24 protein-coding genes and 1 other annotated feature are annotated in these 23,598 nt (G+C 33.8%); all 24 genes read left to right on the top strand.

Features of this window, described 5'->3' with window-relative positions:
- Positions 1–9: 9 nt before the first annotated feature.
- Complete coding sequence (gene spoVE, locus ACX6U0_RS04720) at positions 10–1,083, top strand: stage V sporulation protein E (protein ID WP_464958884.1); 1,074 nt, start codon at positions 10–12, stop codon at positions 1,081–1,083.
- Between the two features lie 206 nt (positions 1,084–1,289).
- Positions 1,290–2,381, top strand: coding sequence for an undecaprenyldiphospho-muramoylpentapeptide beta-N-acetylglucosaminyltransferase (gene murG / locus ACX6U0_RS04715; RefSeq protein WP_464958816.1), 1,092 nt, complete (start codon positions 1,290–1,292; stop codon positions 2,379–2,381).
- Positions 2,382–2,458: 77 nt separating this feature from the next.
- Positions 2,459–3,367, top strand: a complete 909-nt coding sequence (murB, locus tag ACX6U0_RS04710; RefSeq protein WP_464958815.1) for a UDP-N-acetylmuramate dehydrogenase — start codon at positions 2,459–2,461, stop codon at positions 3,365–3,367.
- Between the two features lie 163 nt (positions 3,368–3,530).
- The gene (locus ACX6U0_RS04705; protein ID WP_464958814.1) at positions 3,531–4,298 is read left to right on the top strand and encodes a cell division protein FtsQ/DivIB; all 768 of its coding nucleotides are present in this window, start codon (positions 3,531–3,533) and stop codon (positions 4,296–4,298) included.
- Between the two features lie 226 nt (positions 4,299–4,524).
- On the top strand, positions 4,525–5,805 hold the full coding sequence (ftsA, locus tag ACX6U0_RS04700) for a cell division protein FtsA (RefSeq protein ID WP_464958813.1): 1,281 nt from the start codon (positions 4,525–4,527) through the stop codon (positions 5,803–5,805).
- Between the two features lie 36 nt (positions 5,806–5,841).
- Complete coding sequence (ftsZ, locus tag ACX6U0_RS04695) at positions 5,842–6,984, top strand: cell division protein FtsZ (RefSeq protein ID WP_464958812.1); 1,143 nt, start codon at positions 5,842–5,844, stop codon at positions 6,982–6,984.
- Between the two features lie 592 nt (positions 6,985–7,576).
- Entirely contained in the window at positions 7,577–8,482 is a 906-nt protein-coding gene (gene spoIIGA, locus ACX6U0_RS04690) for a sigma-E processing peptidase SpoIIGA (RefSeq protein ID WP_464958883.1), read from the top strand.
- Between the two features lie 10 nt (positions 8,483–8,492).
- On the top strand, positions 8,493–9,212 hold the full coding sequence (sigE, locus tag ACX6U0_RS04685) for an RNA polymerase sporulation sigma factor SigE (protein WP_192601359.1): 720 nt from the start codon (positions 8,493–8,495) through the stop codon (positions 9,210–9,212).
- Between the two features lie 161 nt (positions 9,213–9,373).
- Positions 9,374–10,153 carry an RNA polymerase sporulation sigma factor SigG gene (sigG, locus tag ACX6U0_RS04680; protein WP_056471070.1) on the top strand — a complete coding sequence of 260 codons (780 nt, stop codon included), beginning with the start codon at positions 9,374–9,376 and terminating at the stop codon, positions 10,151–10,153.
- Positions 10,154–10,682: 529 nt separating this feature from the next.
- Complete coding sequence (locus ACX6U0_RS04675) at positions 10,683–10,964, top strand: YlmC/YmxH family sporulation protein (RefSeq protein ID WP_464958811.1); 282 nt, start codon at positions 10,683–10,685, stop codon at positions 10,962–10,964.
- 122 nt (positions 10,965–11,086) lie between these two features.
- The gene (pgeF, locus tag ACX6U0_RS04670; protein WP_464958810.1) at positions 11,087–11,911 is read left to right on the top strand and encodes a peptidoglycan editing factor PgeF; all 825 of its coding nucleotides are present in this window, start codon (positions 11,087–11,089) and stop codon (positions 11,909–11,911) included.
- 4 nt (positions 11,912–11,915) lie between these two features.
- Positions 11,916–12,590, top strand: coding sequence for a YggS family pyridoxal phosphate-dependent enzyme (locus ACX6U0_RS04665; RefSeq protein WP_464958809.1), 675 nt, complete (start codon positions 11,916–11,918; stop codon positions 12,588–12,590).
- A gap of 6 nt (positions 12,591–12,596) precedes the next feature.
- A complete protein-coding gene (locus tag ACX6U0_RS04660; RefSeq protein ID WP_464958808.1) occupies positions 12,597–13,052 on the top strand; it encodes a cell division protein SepF in 456 nt (151 codons plus the stop codon).
- Positions 13,053–13,056: 4 nt separating this feature from the next.
- Complete coding sequence (locus ACX6U0_RS04655) at positions 13,057–13,317, top strand: YggT family protein (RefSeq protein WP_464958807.1); 261 nt, start codon at positions 13,057–13,059, stop codon at positions 13,315–13,317.
- A gap of 64 nt (positions 13,318–13,381) precedes the next feature.
- Positions 13,382–14,155 (top strand): YlmH family RNA-binding protein, encoded by a 774-nt coding sequence (locus ACX6U0_RS04650; RefSeq protein ID WP_464958806.1) that lies wholly within the window; start codon positions 13,382–13,384, stop codon positions 14,153–14,155.
- Positions 14,156–14,239: 84 nt separating this feature from the next.
- Positions 14,240–14,725: a DivIVA domain-containing protein gene (locus ACX6U0_RS04645; protein WP_088000280.1), complete on the top strand. Its 486-nt coding sequence runs from the start codon at positions 14,240–14,242 to the stop codon at positions 14,723–14,725.
- A gap of 56 nt (positions 14,726–14,781) precedes the next feature.
- Positions 14,782–15,004 (top strand) — a binding site (T-box leader).
- A 227-nt stretch (positions 15,005–15,231) separates the two neighbouring features.
- On the top strand, positions 15,232–17,988 hold the full coding sequence (gene ileS / locus ACX6U0_RS04640) for an isoleucine--tRNA ligase (RefSeq protein WP_464958805.1): 2,757 nt from the start codon (positions 15,232–15,234) through the stop codon (positions 17,986–17,988).
- A 263-nt stretch (positions 17,989–18,251) separates the two neighbouring features.
- The gene (locus ACX6U0_RS04635; protein ID WP_464958804.1) at positions 18,252–18,620 is read left to right on the top strand and encodes a hypothetical protein; all 369 of its coding nucleotides are present in this window, start codon (positions 18,252–18,254) and stop codon (positions 18,618–18,620) included.
- Positions 18,621–18,723: 103 nt separating this feature from the next.
- The gene (locus ACX6U0_RS04630; protein ID WP_464958803.1) at positions 18,724–19,362 is read left to right on the top strand and encodes a CAP domain-containing protein; all 639 of its coding nucleotides are present in this window, start codon (positions 18,724–18,726) and stop codon (positions 19,360–19,362) included.
- A 319-nt stretch (positions 19,363–19,681) separates the two neighbouring features.
- Positions 19,682–20,002 carry a TraR/DksA family transcriptional regulator gene (locus ACX6U0_RS04625; RefSeq protein WP_464958802.1) on the top strand — a complete coding sequence of 107 codons (321 nt, stop codon included), beginning with the start codon at positions 19,682–19,684 and terminating at the stop codon, positions 20,000–20,002.
- A 73-nt stretch (positions 20,003–20,075) separates the two neighbouring features.
- Positions 20,076–20,534: a signal peptidase II gene (gene lspA, locus ACX6U0_RS04620; protein WP_464958801.1), complete on the top strand. Its 459-nt coding sequence runs from the start codon at positions 20,076–20,078 to the stop codon at positions 20,532–20,534.
- Positions 20,531–21,439, top strand: coding sequence for an RluA family pseudouridine synthase (locus ACX6U0_RS04615; RefSeq protein ID WP_464958800.1), 909 nt, complete (start codon positions 20,531–20,533; stop codon positions 21,437–21,439). The genes lspA and ACX6U0_RS04615 overlap by 4 nt, the downstream gene beginning before the upstream one ends.
- Positions 21,440–21,623: 184 nt before the next feature.
- Positions 21,624–22,166, top strand: a complete 543-nt coding sequence (gene pyrR, locus ACX6U0_RS04610; protein ID WP_464958799.1) for a bifunctional pyr operon transcriptional regulator/uracil phosphoribosyltransferase PyrR — start codon at positions 21,624–21,626, stop codon at positions 22,164–22,166.
- Between the two features lie 131 nt (positions 22,167–22,297).
- Positions 22,298–23,593, top strand: coding sequence for a uracil permease (uraA, locus tag ACX6U0_RS04605; RefSeq protein ID WP_464958882.1), 1,296 nt, complete (start codon positions 22,298–22,300; stop codon positions 23,591–23,593).
- Positions 23,594–23,598: the final 5 nt, after the last annotated feature.

The following is a 23,598-nucleotide window of genomic DNA, read 5'->3' as shown; positions in this document are numbered from 1 at the left end:
AGTCCTGACATGATTCTAGTTCTCGTTACGTTATCATTATTAACAGTCGGTATGATTATGGTTTATAGTGCTAGTGCAATATGGGCATCTTATAAGTTTCATGATTCGTTCTTTTTTGCAAAGCGGCAATTGTTATTTGCTGGTGTTGGAGTAATTGGAATGTTTATTGTTTCTAACATCGATTATTGGTTATTTCGGACCCACGCAAAAAAAATTCTAATTGTTTGTTTTATCATGTTGGTACTCGTTCTAATTCCGGGGGTTGGTTTAGTTCGTGGTGGAGCGAGAAGCTGGATTGGTATCGGAGCATTCTCAATTCAACCATCAGAATTTATGAAACTCGGAATGATGGTATTTCTATCAAAATATTTAGCTGAAAATCAAAAAAATATTACATCATTTAAAAAGGGTTTAATGCCAACATTAGGTCTTGTATTCTTAGCATTTGGTTTAATTATGCTGCAACCAGATTTAGGAACTGGAACGGTAATGGTTGGTACTTGTGTTATTATCATTTTTGTAGCAGGTGCCAAAATATCTCATTTTATGGGATTAGGTTTAGTTGGTATTGCAGGCTTTGTAGCTTTAATTGCTTCAGCACCATACCGAATAAAAAGGATTACTTCTTTTTTAGATCCGTGGTCTGACCCATTAGGAACAGGTTTTCAAATTATTCAATCACTATATGCAATTGGTCCAGGTGGATTGTTTGGTCTAGGTTTAGGTCAAAGCAGACAAAAGTTTATGTATTTACCTGAACCTCAAACAGATTTTATTTTTGCAATTTTATCCGAGGAGTTAGGATTTATCGGAGGTTCATTTGTCATTTTATTATTTTCGTTCTTATTATGGCGTGGAATTCGAATTGCATTAAGTGCGCCTGACCTATTTGGGACATTCCTTGCCGTAGGTATCGTTTCAATGATTGCAATTCAAGTAATGATTAATATTGGTGTTGTTATAGGGTTAATGCCTGTTACTGGAATAACATTACCGTTTTTAAGCTATGGCGGTTCATCATTAACATTGATGCTCTTAGCTGTAGGTGTTTTATTAAATATTAGTAGACACGCACGTTCGTAAAAGGGCCGACTCGATGGAACAAGTACGTAGTTTTAATTTATGTCAAATGAATGGACATAAATTAAAAATGTACTTAGAATTTCTAATTGAGTCGGTCAATTTTATTTTTCTATAAAAAAGAATTAGAAAGAATTACGTAAAGTGGTATAATAGCTACTTAACAACTTATCAATTTACATATTGTATTGATATTTAGGAGGATCTTTATGAAAATTTTAGTTAGTGGTGGGGGTACTGGTGGACATATTTATCCAGCACTTGCGCTAATTAAAGAGTTGAAAAAACAAGATTCCAATGTAGAATGTTTATATGTTGGTACTGAAAATGGACTTGAAAAAGGTATTGTAACAAAGCAAAACATACCATTTAAATCAATCGTCATATCTGGATTTAAAAGAAGTCTATCACTTGAAAATTTTAAAACAATTTATCGTTTCTTAAAAGGTGTTTCTGATAGTAAAAAAATTATTCGTGAATTTAATCCTGACGTAGTTGTTGGCACTGGAGGATATGTATGTGGTCCTGTCGTATATGCGGCAGCAAAATTAGGTATTCCAACAGTTATTCACGAACAAAATAGTGTGCCAGGTTTAACTAATAAATTTTTAAATCGCTATGTTACAAAAGTTGCAATCTGTTTTGATGAAGTTGCAAATCATTTTACGAAAGAAAAAGTAGTTTTTACTGGTAATCCACGAGCATCTGAAGTAGTTGGTGAACACAATCCAACAGTTTTACAACAATTAGGTTTGGAAAAAGGCAAAAGAACTGTTTTAATTGTTGGTGGTTCAAGAGGTGCTAGACCAATTCACCAAGCGTTTTTAAAAAGTGTTAGTGAACTTGCAGAAAAGAATTATCAAATGATCTATGTAACTGGTGACGCTCATTATGATGCTGTTATTCAAGAAATCAATAAAGTTGGAAGCCCATCAAATGTTGTGATCAAACCATTTTTACACAATATGCCTGAAGTATTAAGAGAGGTTGATTTAGTCGTATCAAGAGCGGGGGCAACAACTCTTGCTGAATTGACAGCATTAGGTAAGCCAAGTATATTGATTCCTAGCCCGTATGTGACAAATAATCACCAAGAAGTGAATGCTCGATCTCTTGAAAAAAATGGCGCAGCAATCGTCATTTTAGAAAAAGATTTTCATAATGAATATTTCGTAAATGAAATTGAAAAAGTATTATTAAATCCTATCAAACTTGAAGAAATGAAACGTGCTGCTTTAGAAATAGGTGTTCCAGATGCCGCAGACAAACTAGTAAAAGTTTTAGAAGAAATAAGAAAGTAGAACCATGCACGAACAAGTTAGAAAATCTATAAATATGTATCATAGGATGCTACAAGCTAAAGGGGGAAAAGCTTAGAATGTTTGAAACTAGATTAAAGGAAATCGTCAAGGACTCGAGTCTTCTAATGAATGAGCCTTTAGCAAATCATACTACAATGAAAATTGGTGGACCAGCTGATTATTTAGTCATACCTAAAAATGTTAATGAAATAAAAGATATCATTCAACTTGCAAAAGAACATAATATCAATGTTACCGTTATTGGAAGAGGTTCTAATTTACTTGTGTCTGATAAGGGAATTGAAGGTATTGTCATTAAAATTAGTGATTGTTTAGATCATATAGAAATTGATGGGACAAAAGTTTTAGTTGGTGCAGGTTACTCTGTCATTCGACTTGCTACCCAGTTAAGTAGAAAAGGACTGTCAGGATTAGAGTTTGCTAGTGGCATTCCAGGAAGTGTTGGTGGAGCTGTTTATATGAACGCAGGTGCACACCAATCTGACTTCTCAAATATTACGTCTAAAGCCCATATTATTTTCCAAGATGGATCAATAGAATGGCTTTCGAATGAAGAACTAGAATTTTCATATCGTACGTCTGTACTACAAAAAAAGCGTCAAGGATTTGTTTTAGAAGCTGAATTACAATTACAAGAAGGTTCAAAAGAAGTATCTTCTGCTTTAATGCAGAAAAATAAGGATTATCGAAGAGAAACGCAGCCTTGGAATTATCCTTGTGCTGGAAGTATTTTCCGTAACCCTCTCCCACAATATGCAGGGAATCTAATTGAACTTGCAAACTTAAAAGGATACCAAATTGGTGGTGCGAAGATTTCTGAAATGCACGGCAACTTTATTGTTAATGCAGGAAATGCAACATCAAAGGATGTTCTAGATTTAATTGCTTTTATCAAGAAAACTATATTAGAAAAATTTAATGTGGAACTTGAAACTGAAGTTGAAATAGTTGGTAAAAAAATGTAAGTTTCTTAAAAACAATTGAAATTATATGCTATAATTTAAGGTAGCATATGGTGACCAAGATAGAATGGCATTTTATATGCTATTCTATTTTTTATTATTCTTAAATTACATCCGATATAAAATTAAGAATACTTTAGTGGACTTTGATAATGGAGGCATAAACATGCAAGAAAATAAGATAATTAGTTTAGAAGACCGTGTTCCGATCTTGCGTAATAAAAAACGTAAAAAAGCAAATATACGTTTACTAATGACAATTTTATTGTTTTTTTCTTTGCTTTTATGTGTATTATATTTCCAAACATCCATTGGTTCAGAAATAAATTTAGAAATTAAAGGAAATAACCTTTATACAGATAAAGAAATTCAAAAATTAGCCGATTTAAACCAAGACGATAGCTTTTTGACAATTTATTCAAAAAAGGTGATACAAAAGCTTGAAAGTAGAAATACAATTCAATCAGCAGTAGTACATAAAAAATTTCCGAATAAAGTAGAAATCGTCATAAAAGAATATCAGCCAATCGGACAAGCAATGTTTGATGGGAAAAAACATTTACTTCTTGAAAGTGGTATGTTACTAAAGGATAATAATTCATTAGAAAATACAACTATTCCTGAACTAAATGGATGGAGTCAAGGTGATGAACTACAAGAATTAGCGGTTGAACTTTCAAAATTACCAAAAAGTATTTTTCATTCAATTTCTGAAATAGAATATACCCCAAGTAAAGATGATCCTTTACTTGTCACTGTTTTTATGAATGAGGGTTATGAAGTGAAGACGACAATTAGAAAATTTTCAAACAAAATGTCAAATTACCCAATCATTTTAAAGTCAATTCCTAAAAATAAAAAAGGGGTTATTCATTTAGAAGTTGGTGCTTATTTCGCGCCATATGAAACCAATGTTACAAATGTTATAAAATAACGGTAATAACATTAGAAAACAGTACTTTTAAGCCTTTTTTATCTGTTTATGTTAGTGTAGACTAATAGATAAATAGATATTATTGAAAAAAATTAAAAAGATTGTGAAAAATCTAAATAAAAAAGAGGGAAATCCCTTGTGAATGTTGAATTAGTTTTCATATATGTTATTTAAGAATGAATTGATGTTCGATTATAATAGATAGAGAGAAAAAGGAGGTGCCATCATGAACAGCAATGAGATCTATGTGAGTCTTGACGTTGGAACTTCGACGATTAAAGTTATAATTGGTGAATTAGTTAACGACACACTAAACATTATCGGCGTAGGTAATGTAAAATCTTCTGGCTTAAAACGTGGTTCAATAGTTGATATAGATGAAACAGTTACTTCCATCAAAAAAGCTATTGATCAAGCAGAAAGAATGGTTGGCATTCACATTGACAAAGTAATAGTAGGGGTTAGTGCAAACCAAGTTCAATTAATTAACACTAATGGAGTAGTGGCAGTTTCAAAAGAAAATAAGGAAATTGATAATGAAGATGTTCTAAGAGTAATGGATCAGGCACAGGTTATTTCAATTCCACCTGAAAGGGAAATTATTGATGTCGTTCCTCATGAATACATTGTAGATGGCCTTTCAGAAGTAAAAGACCCTAGAGGTATGATTGGGGTTAGACTTGAAATGGAAGGTACATTAATCACTGGTTCTAGAACACTTGTACATAATATTTTACGTTGCGTTGAAAGAGCAGGCTTAGAGGTTACTGATATTTGCTTACAACCAATGGCTGCAAGTACAATCGCTTTAAAACAAGACGAGAAAAACTTAGGTGTCGCTTTAGTTGATATTGGAGGCGGGTCTACGACAATCTCTGTATTCAGAGAAGGTGTGTTAGTTGCAACTTCTGTATTGCCAGTAGGTGGCGAACACATTACGAAGGATTTATCGATTGGATTAAAGACATCAACTGATGATGCTGAAAAAATAAAAGTGAAATTTGGACATGCATTTTATGATACAGCTTTAACTGAAGAAGTATTAAGTGTTCCAATTATGGGTAGCGAACAGCATCACCAATATAGTCAACAAGAAATATCAGATGTAATTGAAGCAAGGTTAGAAGAAATCTTCTTAATGGTTCAAAATGAACTAACAAGAATGAGAGGAAGTAATCTACCTGGTGGATTTGTTTTAACTGGTGGTACTGTATCAATGACTGGTGTTATTGATTTAGCTCAACGAGTATTTAAAAATAATGTAAGGATTGCAACGCCTGATTATATTGGTGTTCGCGAACCTCAATACATTACTGGTGTAGGACTAATAAGATATGCTTTTTATAAATCAAAAATGCGTGGTAAAAAACTTAGCTCTAATATCGCTTTCGAATCGAATGAACGAAAACCTGTAGCTGTTACAAATTCAAATACAAAACCAAAACAGCAGGATGAAGAACGTGTCATGAGTAAAGTTAAAAGCATTTTTAAGTATTTATGGGATTAATTTTGTGATGAATTTGAAATAGTAGGGGGATTAGTCATGTTAGATTTTGATACAAACTTAGATGCGTTAGCGAAAATAAAAGTAATTGGTGTAGGTGGCGGTGGAAATAATGCCGTAAACCGTATGATAGAACATGGCGTACAAGGTGTAGACTTTATCGCTGTGAATACAGATGCACAAGCGCTTAATCTTTCTAAAGCAGATGTTAGAATGCAAATCGGTGGTAAATTAACTCGTGGTTTAGGTGCAGGTGCAAATCCAGAGGTTGGTAAAAAGGCTGCTGAAGAAAGCAGAGAACAATTACAAGAAGCTCTTAAAGGAGCTGACATGGTATTCGTAACTGCTGGAATGGGTGGCGGTACTGGAACAGGAGCTGCACCGGTGATTGCTCAAGTTGCTAAAGAACTTGGCGCATTAACTGTTGGGGTTGTAACTCGTCCATTTACATTTGAAGGTAGAAAACGTTCAACACAAGCAGCAACTGGTATTGCTGCAATGAAAGAAAGTGTTGATACACTAATTGTTATTCCAAATGATCGTTTATTAGAAATAGTTGATCGTAACACACCAATGTTAGAGGCTTTCCGTGAAGCTGATAATGTATTACGACAAGGTGTTCAAGGTATTTCTGATTTGATCGCTGTACCAGGTTTAATCAACCTTGACTTTGCTGACGTAAAGACAATTATGTCAAACAAAGGTTCTGCATTAATGGGAATCGGTGTTGCTGGTGGAGAAAACCGTGCAGCTGAAGCAGCTAAAAAGGCTATCTCAAGTCCATTACTTGAAACGTCAATTAATGGTGCTCAAGGTGTGTTAATGAATATCACTGGTGGAACTAACTTAAGCTTATATGAAGTACAAGAAGCTGCAGATATCGTTTCAACTGCATGTGATGCTGAAGTAAATATGATTTTCGGTTCTGTTATCAATGAGAACTTAAAAGACGAAATCATCGTTACAGTTATTGCTACAGGTTTTGAAGGTGTAGTTGCTCCTACGCCAGCTCAAAAGCAAATGCAAAGACCATCAATTTCTACGCCAAGCCAGTCTACTCAAACGACTGTAAAACGTGAAATTGTTCGTGAAGAGGCTCCTGTTGTTGAAACGACAAAGAATATTACAAGTCTAGATGATTTAGATATTCCGGCTTTCTTACGCAATCGTAAAAAACGTTAATCAATTAAGCAAAACCAAGAAAAGAAGTGAGATACCTCTTTTCTTGGTTTTTTATTTTAAACATTTATTTAATTAAGCTTCGTAATTCTCTGCTAGATACAGTTTGTTAAATAGAATTTCTATCAAACCCACCACACTAATCTCCTTGCCATGAATCAACAACAAACCATTTTGTTTTATTTTTATCTTTAATTGCTGGGCAGTAACTAAAAAAGAAGACCCCATATATGTTCCAAATTCTACAATTTTTTTGACTTCATAAATTTGCTAATCTTTACGTTATGACAGTACGTCGTGGTATTAGCATACCTACCTCAATTGATTTAGGATCCCTCATCTTCCCAGATTCCTAAAGGAGTCTCGTACCTTCCGTTTTAAATCAACTGCTATATTTACTAGTCATAATCTTTCAGAAATAGCATATTTAAAATATTATAACGCTAGTGCTTGTCCGAGCTTATCGGTCATTTTCACATATAAACTTGTCGAAAAACTCTTACTTAAGAAACCCTTTTTTTGACAGACTTCTTACGGTGCTCATCCTATACTTACAAATAAATGAACTATATTTCAGAGGATGGCGACAATATTGGTGATATATGGTGATCTTGTTTGGTTATTAAACTTGTTAATGGATTTTTTGATTATCCAACTGACAGGTTTGATCCTAAAGAGAAATGTATCTATTTTTCGTTCGTTTTTAGGCGCATTTATAGGTTCTATCGTTGTTTTATTAACGTTTACTCCATATGCATATGTTGTTAGTTCACCCTTTATGAAAATATTATTATCATTTTTCATTGTATTTTTTTCATTTGGAAAACAACGTATGATTACATTTTTACAATGTATCAGTATTTTCTATTTTTCTACTTTTTTACTAGGTGGAGCACTATTAGGACTACATTATTTATTTCAATCAGATTCTAATAATTTATCAAAGTCTTCGTTTTATGGGGATCCATTAAGTTGGTATTTTGTATTAGGGATGATACCAATCGTCATTTTATTTGCAAGGAAGTCTATCAACCAGATTGCCTTTACAAAATGGAAATTAAACGAAATGTATGAAATGGAAATCGTATGGAGAAATACTACCATCCATACAAAAGGATTAATGGACAGTGGAAATTCACTTCATGAGCCACTTTCAAGAAAGCCAGTTATCATTTTAGATTGTTCTACAAAAGATTTTGGACTTCCTGGAGAATTAGTTAAGTTAGTACGTGATTCAGAAAGTACATTACAAGGCAAAGAGTCATTAGATGTCTTAAGTTTTTTCCAAGCATCGTTCGTACCTTATAAAAGCATTGGTCAAAGTAATCAATTACTAGTTGCTATTAAACCAACAGTCGTTCGCTTAAAAATTAATGGAAAATGGTACTCTACGAAATCTGTCTTATTAGGATTAAGTCATGTCACTTTGTCTTCTGACAACTTATATGAATGTATCCTTCATCCAAAAATGATGCAGGGAACGATTAACGAAATCGCATAGGAGGTAGAAAATGTATCGTTTTTTCTTAAAATTAAAATTAGGATTTTATAAGCTCTTAGTGAAACTTGGCTTGAAAGCCGATGAAGTTTTTTACATAGGAGGTAGTGAAGCACTTCCGCCACCTTTAACAAGAGAAGAAGAAGAAAAGCTATTACAGAAGCTGCCAAATGGTGATCTTGGTGCACGCTCTTTATTAATTGAACGAAATTTACGACTCGTCGTCTATATAGCAAGAAAATTTGAAAATACGGGTATTAATATTGAGGATTTAATCAGTATTGGTACAATTGGTCTCATTAAAGCGGTTAATACCTTCAATCCTGAAAAGAAAATTAAACTAGCAACTTATGCTTCTAGATGTATTGAAAATGAAATCTTAATGCATTTACGAAGAAATAATAAAAATCGTTCTGAAGTGTCATTTGATGAACCACTTAATATTGATTGGGATGGAAATGAATTATTACTGTCTGATGTCCTAGGGACTGAGGATGATATTATTACGAAGGATTTAGAAGCAAATGTAGATAAATCTTTATTAACAAAAGCATTAGATCAATTAAATGATCGTGAAAAACAAATTATGGAACTTAGATTTGGTCTTGATGGAACAGAAGAAAAAACACAAAAAGATGTTGCAGATATGCTTGGAATTTCCCAATCATACATCTCTCGCTTAGAAAAAAGAATCATAAAAAGGCTTCGTAAAGAGTTTAATAAAATGGTGTAATAGACAAAAAGAATAGAAGATGAGTGTACTCATTTTCTATTCTTTTTTTTTATTTGAATGTAAAATGTTAAATATTTTGTAAATATGTTTTCGTGCATAAATTTTCCACCGAAGGAGATACTTACCTATAGTACAGCAACTCCAAAGTAGGAGGGAACATCATGACACGAAACAAAGTAGAAATATGTGGTGTAGATACTTCGAAACTTCCAGTTTTAAAAAATGATGAGATGCGAAAGTTATTTCATGCGATGCAAAGCGGTGACCGTAGTGCAAGAGAAACAATCGTAAACGGAAATTTACGTCTTGTTCTGAGTGTTATACAACGTTTTAATAATCGTGGAGAATTTGTGGATGACTTATTTCAAGTGGGTTGTATTGGGCTAATGAAATCGATTGATAATTTCGATTTAAGTCAAAATGTAAAATTTTCAACGTATGCAGTACCGATGATCATAGGAGAAATAAGAAGATACTTACGCGATAATAATCCAATCAGAGTATCAAGATCACTAAGAGACATTGCATACAAGGCTCTTCAAGTAAGAGAGCGTCTATTGGCTGAGAATTCGAAAGAGCCAACACCAGTTCAAATTGCAGAAGTATTAGGTGTTACACATGAAGAAATTGTCTTCGCATTAGATGCAATTCAAGATCCAGTTTCGTTATTTGAACCTATATATAATGACGGAGGCGATCCAATTTTCGTGATGGATCAGCTAAGTGATGATAAAAATAAGGACGAGCAATGGGTAGAAGAACTTGCACTACGCGAAGGAATGAAAAGACTAAACGATAGAGAAAAAATGATCATAAGCAAAAGATTTTTCCAAGGAAAAACACAAATGGAAGTTGCTGAAGAAATCGGAATTTCACAAGCACAAGTTTCAAGACTAGAAAAATCAGCAATCAAACAAATGAACAAGAATATTCAAGGTTGAAACGAAATGTGGAGCTAGCTTGTGGAACTAGACACAAAAAAAGCGGAGGCGACTGTTTAGCCCCGACAAGCATAAGGCGAGCCCAGATAAAGGTTGCTCTTTAACCTTTAACTGGGCTTGACTTATGACCTTGAGGGGCTAGGAGCCGGAGCTAGACACCAAGAAAAGCGGAGGCGACTGTTCAGCTCCGACAAGCATAAGGCGAGCACTGATAAAGGTTGCTCTTTAACCTTTAACTGGGCTTGACTTATGACCTCGAGGAGCTAGGAGCCGAAGCTGGACACCAAGAAAAAAGAAGGCGACTACTCATCTAATAAAGCAGCACGAATTAAACATTGGTACTTCTAAATTCTTCCAAATCTAGATTATATAGTCATTAAACTGTAATTAGTCGTAGTATTTCCGATAATAATTGTGTTAGACAATGAGGTAAGGAACAATTCATTGTTTAACACATTTTTATTTTAAATAAAATCAATATTCGTCTCATTGTCTTCATATATTTGTTAAAAAGGAAGGTGAAGAGATAGTGGCAAGAATTTCTGACTTTCAAGTGAAAGATGTAGTGAATGTTGCTGATGGTAAAAAGTTAGGTAATATTGTTGATTTAGATATTGATCAATTAAGCGGGAAAATTACATCAATTATTTTAACAAAGCCTGGAAAAGGACTGAATTTTTTTAGTAAGGAAGAAGAAATGACGATTTATTGGAGCGATATAGTGAAAATTGGTGAGGATGTCATCCTTGTAAAATATCGTTCGACAGTAGATTTAGACGGAAATGCAGTAAAACCTGTAAATTTACCTTAAAAAATATAGAGTGTTTTGTCAAAAATAATCAAAAATATGAAATCTATGGTAAAATATAGGAAACCCTAATAGTGGTTTAGATAGTAATATTTACTAAATACGTTTTGTGAGGTTCTTTAGATATGAAAGACTGTTTCATTCAATCGACTGAAAGTACTTTTAAGATACAACCTTGGGAAGACTCATACAAACATTTAGTTGCAGGTTTTACAACAAAAAATGGTGGAGTTAGTCAAGGTTGTTTCTCTTCTTTTAATGTAGGTTTACATGTAAATGATTCAGAAGACCACGTAGTTGAGAATAGAGAATTACTTGCTAAAGAAATCAACTATCCAATTACGAAATGGGTTTGCTCTGAACAAATACATGGCAATAATGTAGTGAAGGTTACAAAGGACGAATGTGGAAAAGGTGTTACTGATTATAGTAGTGGCATCCCAGGCACAGATGGCTTTTATACGAATGAAGAAAATGTTTTACTTACTTCTTGTTATGCGGACTGCGTACCATTATATTTTCTTGAACCTACAAAAAAATACATTGGATTAGCGCATGCTGGATGGAAAGGTACCGTTTCAAATATAGGCGGGAATTTAATCCAAAAGTGGTTAACGGAAGAAGCTATTAATGTAAAAAATATTCAAGTAGTCATTGGTCCATCAATTGGCAATTGTTGTTATGAGGTAGATGATTTTGTGAAGAACAAGGTAAATGATGCATTTTCGAACAATATACCGCCATCTGTTTTGACAAATATGCCAAATGGTAAATACTCTTTGGATTTAAAAGAAGCAAACAAACAATTGCTCATTGAAGCTGGAGTCCCAAAAGAAAATATTTACGTTACAACTTATTGTACAAGCTGTAACCCGAATACATTTTTTTCTCATCGAAGAGATGAAGGGAAAACAGGTAGAATGATGAGCTTTATTGGTTGGAGGATATAGCAGCATGACGATCAAACAAAACTATGAAAGAATTAGCGAGCAAATACGTTCTGCAAAAAACAGGTCAAATCGTGAAGATCAAGTTACGTTAATAGCTGTTACAAAAGAAGTATCAGCAAATGTAGCTAAAGAGGTATTGGAGCTTGGGATCAACCAATTAGGGGAAAATCGATTTGAAGGTTTAGAAGATAAGCAAAATCAAATTGATACTGACGTTGTTTGGCATTTTATTGGTTCATTACAAACAAGAAAAGTAAAAGATATAATCCATCGCATAGATTACCTTCATTCTTTAGATAGAATGTCACTGGCACAGGAAATCCAAAAAAGAGCGAATGAACCATTAAAGTGTTTTATACAAGTAAATGTCTCTGGTGAGGAATCAAAACATGGTTTATCGCCTGAAGAAGTGCTTAATTTTGCTCGTGAATTAGCTGAACTAGATAAGGTACTTGTTGTTGGATTAATGACGATGGCACCGTATACTGAAGATCAGCAAATCATAAGAAATAGTTTTAAAGGATTAAAGGATTTACAGTTGAAAATTAAAGAATTAGAAATAGCAAATGTTCCATGTAATGAATTATCGATGGGGATGTCAAACGATTTTGAAATTGCGATAGAAGAAGGAGCAACCTTCATTCGCGTTGGGACAGATTTAGTTGGAAAGGGAAGGTAAATAGCTATGAGTTTTATCGGAAAAGTAAGAAACTTTTTTGCAATGGATGATGAGTACGAAGACGATGAATATGAGTATGAGGAACAACAACCTGTTTCTAAGCATGTTAATGAAGAAGTACATCAAGAACGTAGTAATTCAAAGCAAAAATTAGTAAGTATACCAGGAGGAGCATCCTTGACGTCAAAAGTTGTATTGGCACAGCCACGTGAATATGCAGAAGCACAAGATGTTGCAGATCACTTGAAATCTAAAAAAGCTGTTGTGATCAATCTTCAACAAATGCAAATTGATCAAGCAAAACGCTTCGTTGATTTTCTAAGTGGTACTGTTTATGCAATTAGTGGAGATATAAAAAAAATCGGAACAAATACATTCATTTGTACTCCAGATAATGTAGATATTTCTGGAACAATTACAGATATGTTATTTGAGGAAGAACAATCCATTAAAAGGTGGTAAATAGATGGACTTTATTTTATCAATCTTGTATCATGCGGTACAAGTATATCAAACGATATTAGTGATTCACATCATTATGTCCTGGTTTCCACAAGTACAACAATCATCTTTCGGTCGATTTATCGGAAGAATAGCAGAACCATACTTAGAGCCGTTCCGTCGTATTATACCGTCAATCGGAATGTTTGATTTCTCGCCAATTGTAGCTTTAATTACGTTACAATTTGCAATGAGAGGTATATATGCGCTTAGTACTTACTTCTAAAAAGAGAATCGAAACGGTTCTCTTTTTTACTATTTATTTTGTGTAGAAACAGAGGAATGCTTCAATGAGTATATACGATCATTATCGAAAAGAAGAGCATGTATTTGTTGATCAAGTGATAAATTGGAAAGAGCAAGTAATTGAACGATACTCGCCAAAGTTAACTGATTTCCTTGATATAAGAGAACAAAAGATTATGAGTACAATTATCGGGAATCAATCAGAATATATTGTTTCTTTTTTTGGCGGTCAGGAAAATAGTGAGCGCAAACGTGCACTCATTTTTCCAAATTACTATTCACCAATGGATGATGATTTTTCTCTAACCGCATTTAATTTAAGCTATGCTGTGAAATTTCATTCTTTATCACATAGACAAGTACTTGGGACGCTTATGTCATTAGGTATGACAAGAGCAAAATTTGGTGATATTTTATTAAAAGATGATGTTATACAAATAATTGTTGCCGAGGAAATAGCAGTTTTTGTTGAGAATAACTTGAATTCTATCGGTAAATCGCCGATTAAACTAGAGAGAATTCCATTTAATGAACTAGTTGAAATTGAAGACGACTGGCAATCTAGACATGGTACAATTTCATCTCTTCGTCTAGATGTATTAATTAGTGAGTTTTATCATATATCACGCCAGAAAGCACAGGCATTAATAAAAGCTGAACATGTCAAAGTAAATCAAAAAATCATTGATTCAACTTCATTTATTTGTGGAGAAGGAGACTTACTATCCGTAAAAGGATTTGGAAGAGGAATGCTTCTTTCGATAGATGGAATGTCTAAAAAAGAAAAATGGCGGATTCAATACGGTGTCAAAAAATAGTCAGAAAATGTAGAAGGATATTCGTAGAAACTGTCGAAAAGTAATAATAACCTATATTTAAGAACTTACATGGAGGTGGCTTAATTGCCTTTAACACCACTTGATATTCATAATAAAGAATTTGGTAAAAGTTTTCGAGGATATGACGAAGACGAAGTGAACGAATTTCTTGACCAAGTGATCAAGGACTATGAACTAGTTATTCGTGAAAAGAAACAATTAGAAGAACAAATGTTAGATATGAAAGAAAGATTAAAACATTTTTCTACTATTGAAGAAACTTTAAATAAGTCAATTTTAATTGCTCAAGAAGCTGCAGAAGATGTAAAAGGAAATGCTCAAAAAGAAGCAAAATTAATTATAAAAGAAGCAGAAAAAAATGCAGATCGTATTATCAACGAAGCTTTAATCAAATCTCGAAAAGTAACAATGGAATTTGAAGAGCTTAAAAAACAATCAAAAGTTTTCCGTACAAGACTTCGTATGGCAATTGAGACTCAATTAGAGATGTTAAGTCATGAAGATTGGGATCATATTTTAGATAAAGAAACAGAAGAAATAGCAAACTAATTTTAAGAAGCCTTGACGATTTGTAAAGTTTTACATATAATTTATTAAATATTAATAGTTAATCGGTGATAGGGAAGAGTACTTCTATAAAATCTAGTTAGCGAGTCAAGGATAGTGAAAGCTTGATGTAGAAAAATAGAACGAAAATCACCCTTGAGAGCTTTTCTGAACGTTAGTAAGAACAGCCGTTTCGTTCACGTTACGAATGCTAAGTGGATTATAAAGTTAATTTATAGTCAATTAGGGTGGTACCACGGGAAAACCTTTCTCGTCCCTTTATTGGGATGAGAAAGGTTTTTTTGTGCTCTATTTATAACCGATTGGGATTGTTTTAAACGATTCAATTCTATTCATTTATTCTGGTGAATCGAGGTTTTAGTTGTCTGTACTAATTTGTACGAACAAAAAACCTAACTAATAAAAGATTTAGAAGATGGATAGAATGCGTTAATGTGGAACTCGACTATTTAAAAAAGGATTAAAACCATAAACAGGAGGAGTATCAAATGGAATATAAAGATACGTTATTGATGCCAAAAACAGAATTTCCAATGAGAGGGAATTTACCGCAGCGTGAACCTCAAATTCAAGAGGACTGGAATGCGAAAGATATCTATACAACTGTAATGAAACACAATGCAGGAAAACCATCATTTATCTTACATGATGGCCCTCCATATGCGAATGGTGACCTACATATGGGGCATGCACTAAATAAAGTCTTAAAAGATTTTATCGTTCGTTTTTACAATATGAATGGCTATCGTTCCCCTTACGTTCCAGGATGGGATACACATGGTTTACCAATTGAACAAGCGTTAGCGAACAAAAAAGTCAATCGTAAAGAAATGTCAGTAGCCGAATTTCGTAAACTTTGTGAAGAGTATGCTTACGAGCAAGTTGAACGTCAAAAAGAACAATTTAAGCGTTTAGGAATTTTAGGTGATTGGGATCGTCCATACATTACGCTTGAAAAAGAATATGAAGCAGAACAAATTAAAGTTTTCGGTAAAATGGCGACAAAAGGCTTAATCTATAAAGGTCTTAAACCAGTTTATTGGTCTCCATCAAGTGAATCTGCATTAGCTGAAGCAGAAATTGAATATCAAGATAAACGATCTGCATCAATCTATGTTGCATTCTCAGTTGAAAATGGAAAAAATGTATTAAATGGTGGAGAGAAATTCATCATTTGGACGACGACTCCATGGACAATTCCAGCTAACTTAGCAGTTTGTTTACATCCAGAACTTAACTATGATGTTGTAGCAGTAAATGGTGACAAATTTGTAGTTGCAAGTGAATTAAGAGAGTCAGTATCAACTGAATTAGGTTGGGAAGATGCTGTTGTTGAAAATACATTTAACGGTAGCCAGCTTGAAGGAATCGTTTGTAAACATCCATTATACGATCGTCAATCTGTTGTTATTCTTGGTGATCATGTAACAACTGATGCTGGAACAGGTTGTGTTCATACAGCTCCAGGTCATGGTGAAGACGACTTCCGAGTAGGTCAACAGTACGGCTTAGACGTACTTTGTCCAGTTGATGAAAAAGGTGTATTAACAAAAGAAGCACCTGGTTTCGAAGGGTTATTCTATGATGAAGCAAATAAAGAAATTACAAAAGCATTAGAAGAAAAAGGTGCTTTACTTAAACTACAATTTATCACGCATTCATATCCACATGACTGGAGAACAAAAAAACCAATTATCTTCCGTGCTACAGCTCAATGGTTTGCTTCAATTGAAGCAATTCGTGATCAATTAATGCAAGCTGTACAAGATACAAACTGGTTCCCTGCTTGGGGTGAAACAAGACTATTCAACATGGTACGTGACCGTGGAGACTGGTGTATTTCTCGTCAACGTGTTTGGGGTGTACCAATCCCAGTATTTTATGCTGAAGATGGAGAAGCAATCATTACAGAAGAAACAATTGAACATGTTTCTAATTTATTTAAAGAAAATGGTTCTAACATCTGGTTTGAAAAAGAAGCAAAAGAATTATTACCTGAAGGATTTACTCATCCTGGTTCACCAAATGGTAAATTCACTAAAGAAAAAGATATAATGGATGTATGGTTTGATAGCGGATCTTCACATCAAGCTGTGTTAACAACTCGTGAAGAATTATCATTCCCAGCTGATGTGTATTTAGAAGGTTCAGATCAGTACCGTGGTTGGTTCAACTCATCATTAAGCACAAGTGTTGCTGTTACTGGTCAAGCGCCATATAAATCAGTAGTGAGTCATGGTTTCGTATTAGATGGTGAAGGACGTAAAATGAGTAAGTCTATTGGTAATATCGTTCTTCCTTCAAAAATCATGAATCAATATGGTTCAGATATTTTACGTTTATGGGTAGCTTCTGTTGATTATCAATCTGATGTACGTATTTCAGATGCATTAATGAAACAAGTAGCTGAAGTTTATCGTAAAATCCGAAACACTTTCCGTTTCTTATTAGGAAACTTAGATGGATTTAATGCAGAAACAGATGCATTAAAATTTGATGAACTTCGTGAATTAGATCAATACATGCTTGTTAAATTAAATGATGTTGTAAAAACAGTACGTGAATCATATGAAAAATATGAATTTGCCACTGTATATCATACAATTCAAAATTTCTGTACAACTGAATTAAGTTCATTCTATTTTGATTTATCAAAAGATGTATTGTATATCGAGCCAAAATCAAATAAAGATCGTTTAGCAATTCAAACTGTATTACATGAATCATTACAAGCTCTTACACGTTTAGTTGCTCCAATTTTACCTCATACAGCTGAAGAAGTTTGGACGCATATGGCAGGAACATCAGTTGATAGCATTTTCTTAACTGAAATGCCTGAGGTAAATAACTTTGGTGACACTACTGAGTTAGTAGCGAAATGGGAAAAATTCATGGACTTACGTGATGATGTATTAAAAGCATTAGAAGTTGCTCGTAATGAAAAAGTAATCGGTAAATCTTTAACTGCTGCAGTTAAAATTTATCCTAACGCAGAAGTATCTGATTTATTACAATCAATTAATGAAGACTTAAAACAATTATTAATCGTATCTCATGTTGAAGTAGCTGATCGTGATGCAAAAGTGCCACAAACAGCTCAGAAATTTGATTCATTAAGTATTGAAGTTACTCCTGCCACTGGTGAAACATGTGAACGTTGTTGGGTTGTAACAGAAGAAGTAGGAAAAGATGAAGAGCATTCAACACTATGCTTACGTTGTGCAAGTGTTGTAAAAGAAATGTAATGTAAAAGTGCTTGAAGCATTTGAAGACAAAGTCGAAAGTTAAACTTTCGGCTTTTTTTTTCAATTTAAAAAAGAATGAAATAAAGGACTATTTTAATCCTAGAGAAAAAAACCTAACTATTAAAAACGTTAAACCATTGAATTCTTAATTAAGTTGTTAATCATTAAAAATTTCATATTTTTCAAACATTGTAAATATGGTTGTGTTGGTGTATGTTATGTTTAATTAGTATGAAATTATTAAAGTGAAAAGGTTTGATAAGATGAATTACGAAAAAAATCCGAATTGGAATAAGTTGACGGATTTAATGAAAAAGAGAGTGGAACTAAGAGAAAAAGGATATAGCTACCAAGAAATTGCAGACTTGGAGATGAAAAGTCGTTCAAGTATACAACAAAGTATTAAACGTTCATATTTCCTGTTAGGAAGAAATGAACCAAATGTGAAAGAGGTACTACCAAACGAGATTGATCAGGTTGTTGAAGTTGAACGAGTAAGAGATGAGATGCTTACTGAATTTCATAAACGAGGTATTAGAGAATTTTTCAAAGAGATCTTAAAGAGAGATGATGTAAGAGAAATTCTAAAAGAAGAATTTAAAAGAGAATTAGAAGAAGAGAAACATCGGTAATAGTAATTTTTTCCTTATTGTATGTATTGTTGTATGTGTGTATGTATTGGTGTATGATTAATTTGTAAACAATTACAAAAATTCAACTATTGAGGAGTACACCATGAATAATACTTTCAAAAAAGTTACTCAATCAGTTTTAGGGATTGTAGTAGCTATCACAATGATTTTAGGAATTGAAACGACAAGTGTTGGAGCAACATCTGGAGCAGTAATTGCAAATAAATTAGCAATAAAGGAAAAGCCTTATATTAGTTCTAAGACTGTTGGTTACCTGACTAAAAATCAAAAAATTACTTACACAGGTTACAATCGTACTTTTGTGAAAATTAGTAACAAAGGTAAAACAAGATATATTCTAAAAAAATACGTGAAATATATAGCGCCAAAAACTGCAAAGATAGCAAGTTCTAGCTCTACTCAACAGCAAATTTTAGACTTAGTAAATACTGAACGTGGTAAAGGTGGGTTAAAGCCATTAACATTAACTAGCTATTTAAATGGAACAGCTCAACAATGGTCACAAACAATGAGTAATGCAAACAGTATGTATCATTCAACTTTATCATTCAACGGTGGGTATAAAGGTGAAAATATTGCTCATGGTCAAACAACTCCATCACAAGTAATGTATGATTGGATGCATTCTGAAGGTCATAGAGCAAACATTATGAGCAAAAACTTTCAACATTTAGGTGTAGGTAAAGTAGGAACATATTGGACTCAGCAATTTACTGACTGATCTTTTTGTAGTTAAATTATTCATATTTTTAGACTGTCTATATAGACAGTCTTTTTTTTATTTCCACAATTGAATTTATTAAATAAGCTTTTTCTAAAAGGTTTGTTGCTTTGAGAATGTAAAGCAATAATCAACTAACGCATTCTTATAGCAACAATGTAAAAGTTTACAGCGGCCATTTAATAGATATGCATCTAAAACTAACAGATTTATTAATGGGAATATCTTTATGAGTTTCCTTTAAAGGAAAAACTTTCACCTATTATGAATGTCAGTTCTGGGAAAATTATATTTACAATCCAAAAAGGGAGTGAACAAGATGAGCAATGAAATTTACCATATAAGACAAGAACTCGAAATGATAAAAAATGAATTGCTACATCGTTTATTTTCTGAACCAATTCATTCAATTGGCGTTGAACCTCATCTTTCTTTATATGAGGAAACAACGAAACATCAAATTCTTGTTGATGATATGAAGAATGATTTGTATGATATTGAGCTTGCAATACAAAAAATTGATAATGGATTATACGGATATTGTGAAATAACTGGACAACAAATTCCCATTGAGAAATTAAAAGTTCTTCCTACAGGTAGGACAATTGATGACTTTAGTTATGTCAGAACATACTACTGATTTGTATTTCATTGTATAAACGTCTCCCCTATGCTAAACTTTTATGAGATATCTAATAAGGTAGGGGATAAATATGGCATATATTATTGCACTAATTGTCATTTTAATTGACCAATTAACAAAGCTTGCAGTATTAAAGAAGATGTATTTAGGTGAAAGTATTGAAATCATTAAAAATATTTTTTACATAACATCTCATCGTAACAGAGGAGCGGCTTGGGGCATGCTACAAGGTAAAATGGGATTTTTCTACATTATTACACTTGTATTTGTTGTAGCAGTCGTTTACTTTATTCAAAAGCATGCGAAAAATGATCGTCTTTTATCTATTTCTTTAGGTCTTGTATTAGGTGGCGCGATTGGAAACTTTATCGATCGTTTCTTCCGTAAAGAAGTAGTTGATTTTATACATGTTTATATTTTTGGATATGATTTTCCTGTGTTTAACATTGCCGATTCTGCACTTTGTATTGGAGTCGTTTTATTATTTATTATTACTTTATTGGAAGAAAAAAGAGGAGTTAAAGAATGACAGTTTTTACATTTGCAGTTGAAGAAGAGCAACATTTAGAAAGAATCGATACTTTTATTACGGCTCAAAATGATGAGTGGTCTCGTTCACAAGTACAAATCTGGTTAAAAGAAGATTTGGTATTAGTAAATGGTGAAAAAGTAAAGCGAAATTACAAAGTAAAGCAAGGCGATGAAATATCAGTTTCAGTACCTGATCCAAAGCCTTTAGAAGTTATTGCAGAGAATATTCCGCTGGAAATTTATTACGAAGACAGTGATGTTATCGTAGTAAATAAACCTCGTGGGATGGTTGTTCACCCTGCATTAGGTCATGAAACTGGTACTTTAGTGAATGCATTAATGTATCATTGTAAAGATTTATCTGGAATTAATGGCGTGTTAAGACCAGGAATTGTTCATCGAATTGATAAGGATACATCTGGCCTTCTAATGGTTGCCAAAAATGATGTAGCGCATGAAAAACTTGCAAAACAATTACGTGAAAAAACAACAGTTCGTAAATATATTGCGATTGTTCATGGTGTAATTGAACATGAAGAGGGTACGATTGATGCCCCAATCGGAAGAGATAAATCTGATCGCCAAAGTATGACGGTTACAGAAGAAAATGCAAAAGAAGCAGTGACGCATTTTAAAGTACTTGAACGTTTTGAAGAGTTTACATTAGTTGAATGTCAGCTTGAAACAGGTCGTACACATCAAATTCGTGTTCATATGAAATATATCGGGTTCCCATTAGCTGGAGATCCAAAATATGGACCAAGGAAAACAATTGATATTGATGGACAAGCACTTCATGCTGCAGTATTAGGATTTAAGCATCCAAGAACAGGTGAATATATGGAGTTTTCATCTCCTATTCCAAAAGTAATGGAAGATGTTATCGAACATTTAAGAAGATAACTGTTGACAACTCTTGCCTAGTGAGGCATAATGAGGACAGTTGAATGAACCTTTAACACAACCCCGTGAGGTTGAGAAGGAAGCGGAATATAAAAGGGATAACTGTATCCTTTTGTGCTACCCTCTTGTCCATCGGGCAAGAGGGTTTTTGCTTCTACAAACTAAAAGTAGGAGGTAAGGGAGAATGAACGAAAAGGCAATCATCTTAGACGAACTTGCAATTAGAAGAGGGTTAACTAGAATTGCTCATGAAATGCTTGAAAATAATAAAGGCATTCAAGATGTCGTATTAGTTGGGATTAAAACAAGAGGTGTTTTCCTAGCTCAACGAATTGCTGAAAGAATTAAGCAAATCGAAGGTAAAGAAGTCATTATGGGTGACCTAGATATTACGCTATATCGCGATGACTTAACAACTAAGACTGAAAACAATGAACCATTAGTAAAAGGTTCAAATGTTCCAGTAGATCTAACAAACAAAAAAGTAATCTTAGTTGATGATGTGCTTTACACTGGTAGAACAGTTCGTGCCGCAATGGACGCTGTAATGGACCTTGGTAGACCATCACAAATTCAATTAGCAGTATTAATCGACCGTGGACATCGTGAGCTTCCAATTCGCGCAGACTATGTTGGTAAAAATATTCCAACATCAAGTGATGAAAAAGTAGTCGTAGCGCTTAAGGAAACAGATGAACATGATAAAGTAAGTATATTTGAAAATTAAAAGTCCCTTTTAATGTGGTCCAGAGAGGCCGCCAAAGGGTCTAGTTAGTTGCTGCCTTTATAGCAACGTATTGGACTCTTTGTGTAAATCACAAAGAGTTTTTTTTATAAAAAAATGGGGGAATCTAAATGATAAAACAGAAACCAGTATTAGAAATAAATGAAAAACCAAGTTTAAGTCAATGGTTTTTCCTAAGTATACAGCATTTATTCGCAATGTTCGGAGCAACAGTATTAGCACCAATTTTAATCGGAATTTCTCCAGCAATCGCATTAATATCTAGTGGGATTGGAACAATCGTTTTTGTACTCATTACAAGAGGTAGAGTCCCTTCTTACTTAGGATCATCATTCGCATTCATTGCTCCGATGAGCTTTGCTATAAAGAATCTTGGGACCGGAGCAGCGTTTGTAGGGGTGTTTATCACTGGTGTTGTATATGCGGTGATTGCACTAATCATTAACAAAGTCGGCGTAAAATGGTTATTCAAAATATTACCGCCAATCGTAGTTGGACCAGTCATTATCGTAATCGGATTAGGCTTATCATCTGTAGCGGTAGGTATGGCAATGAACGGAGCAGATGGTAAGTATAGCTCAACATCAATCACAATCGCATTAATCACTTTAGCAATCACAATCGTAACAGCATTATTCACAAGAGGGTTTTTATCAGTCATACCAATCTTAGTAGGAATAATCGGTGGTTACATTACTTCAATCTTCTTTGGAATCGTAGACTTCACGAAAGTCGCAGAAGCAAAATGGATCGAAGTACCGGATTTCTCAGTACCATTTGTAGACTACACACCAGAAATCACATTACAGTTACTTTTAATCTTTGTACCAGTCGCAATCGTAACAATTTCTGAACATATTGGACATCAAGTAGTGCTTGGAAATGTAGTAGATAAAGATTTAATTAAGGATCCTGGCTTAGACCGTTCACTTTTCGGAGACGCCGTTTCAACAATGATTGCAGGTCTAATCGGTGGTCCAACAACGACAACTTATGGTGAAAACATTGGTGTATTAGCCATAACAAGAGCTTACAGTGTTTATCTGTTCGTAGGTGCTGCAATCTTCGCCATGATATTCGGATTCGTAGGAAAGATTTCAGCAATCATTAGTTCAATCCCAACACCAGTAATGGGCGGAATCTCAATTCTACTATTTGGAATCATCGCTTCAAGCGGGTTAAGAGTGCTAGTTGAAAATAAAATCGACTTTAGTAAACAACGTAACTTAGTCATCGCTTCGGTTATCCTAGTTCTAGGAATTGGCGGAGCAACAATACATGTAGGAAATGTCTTCACTCTTGAAGGAATGGCATTAGCAGCACTAATCGGTGTTCTACTAAATCTGGTCCTACCAGAAAAAATTGGTGGAGATCGCAATATGGAAATGAACAATGAAAAAGCTTCATAAAGCAT

The sequence above is a fragment of the Gottfriedia sp. ABJ_BB2_2 genome (assembly GCF_055484705.1).
This window is presented reverse-complemented; position numbering and strand designations above follow the sequence as displayed.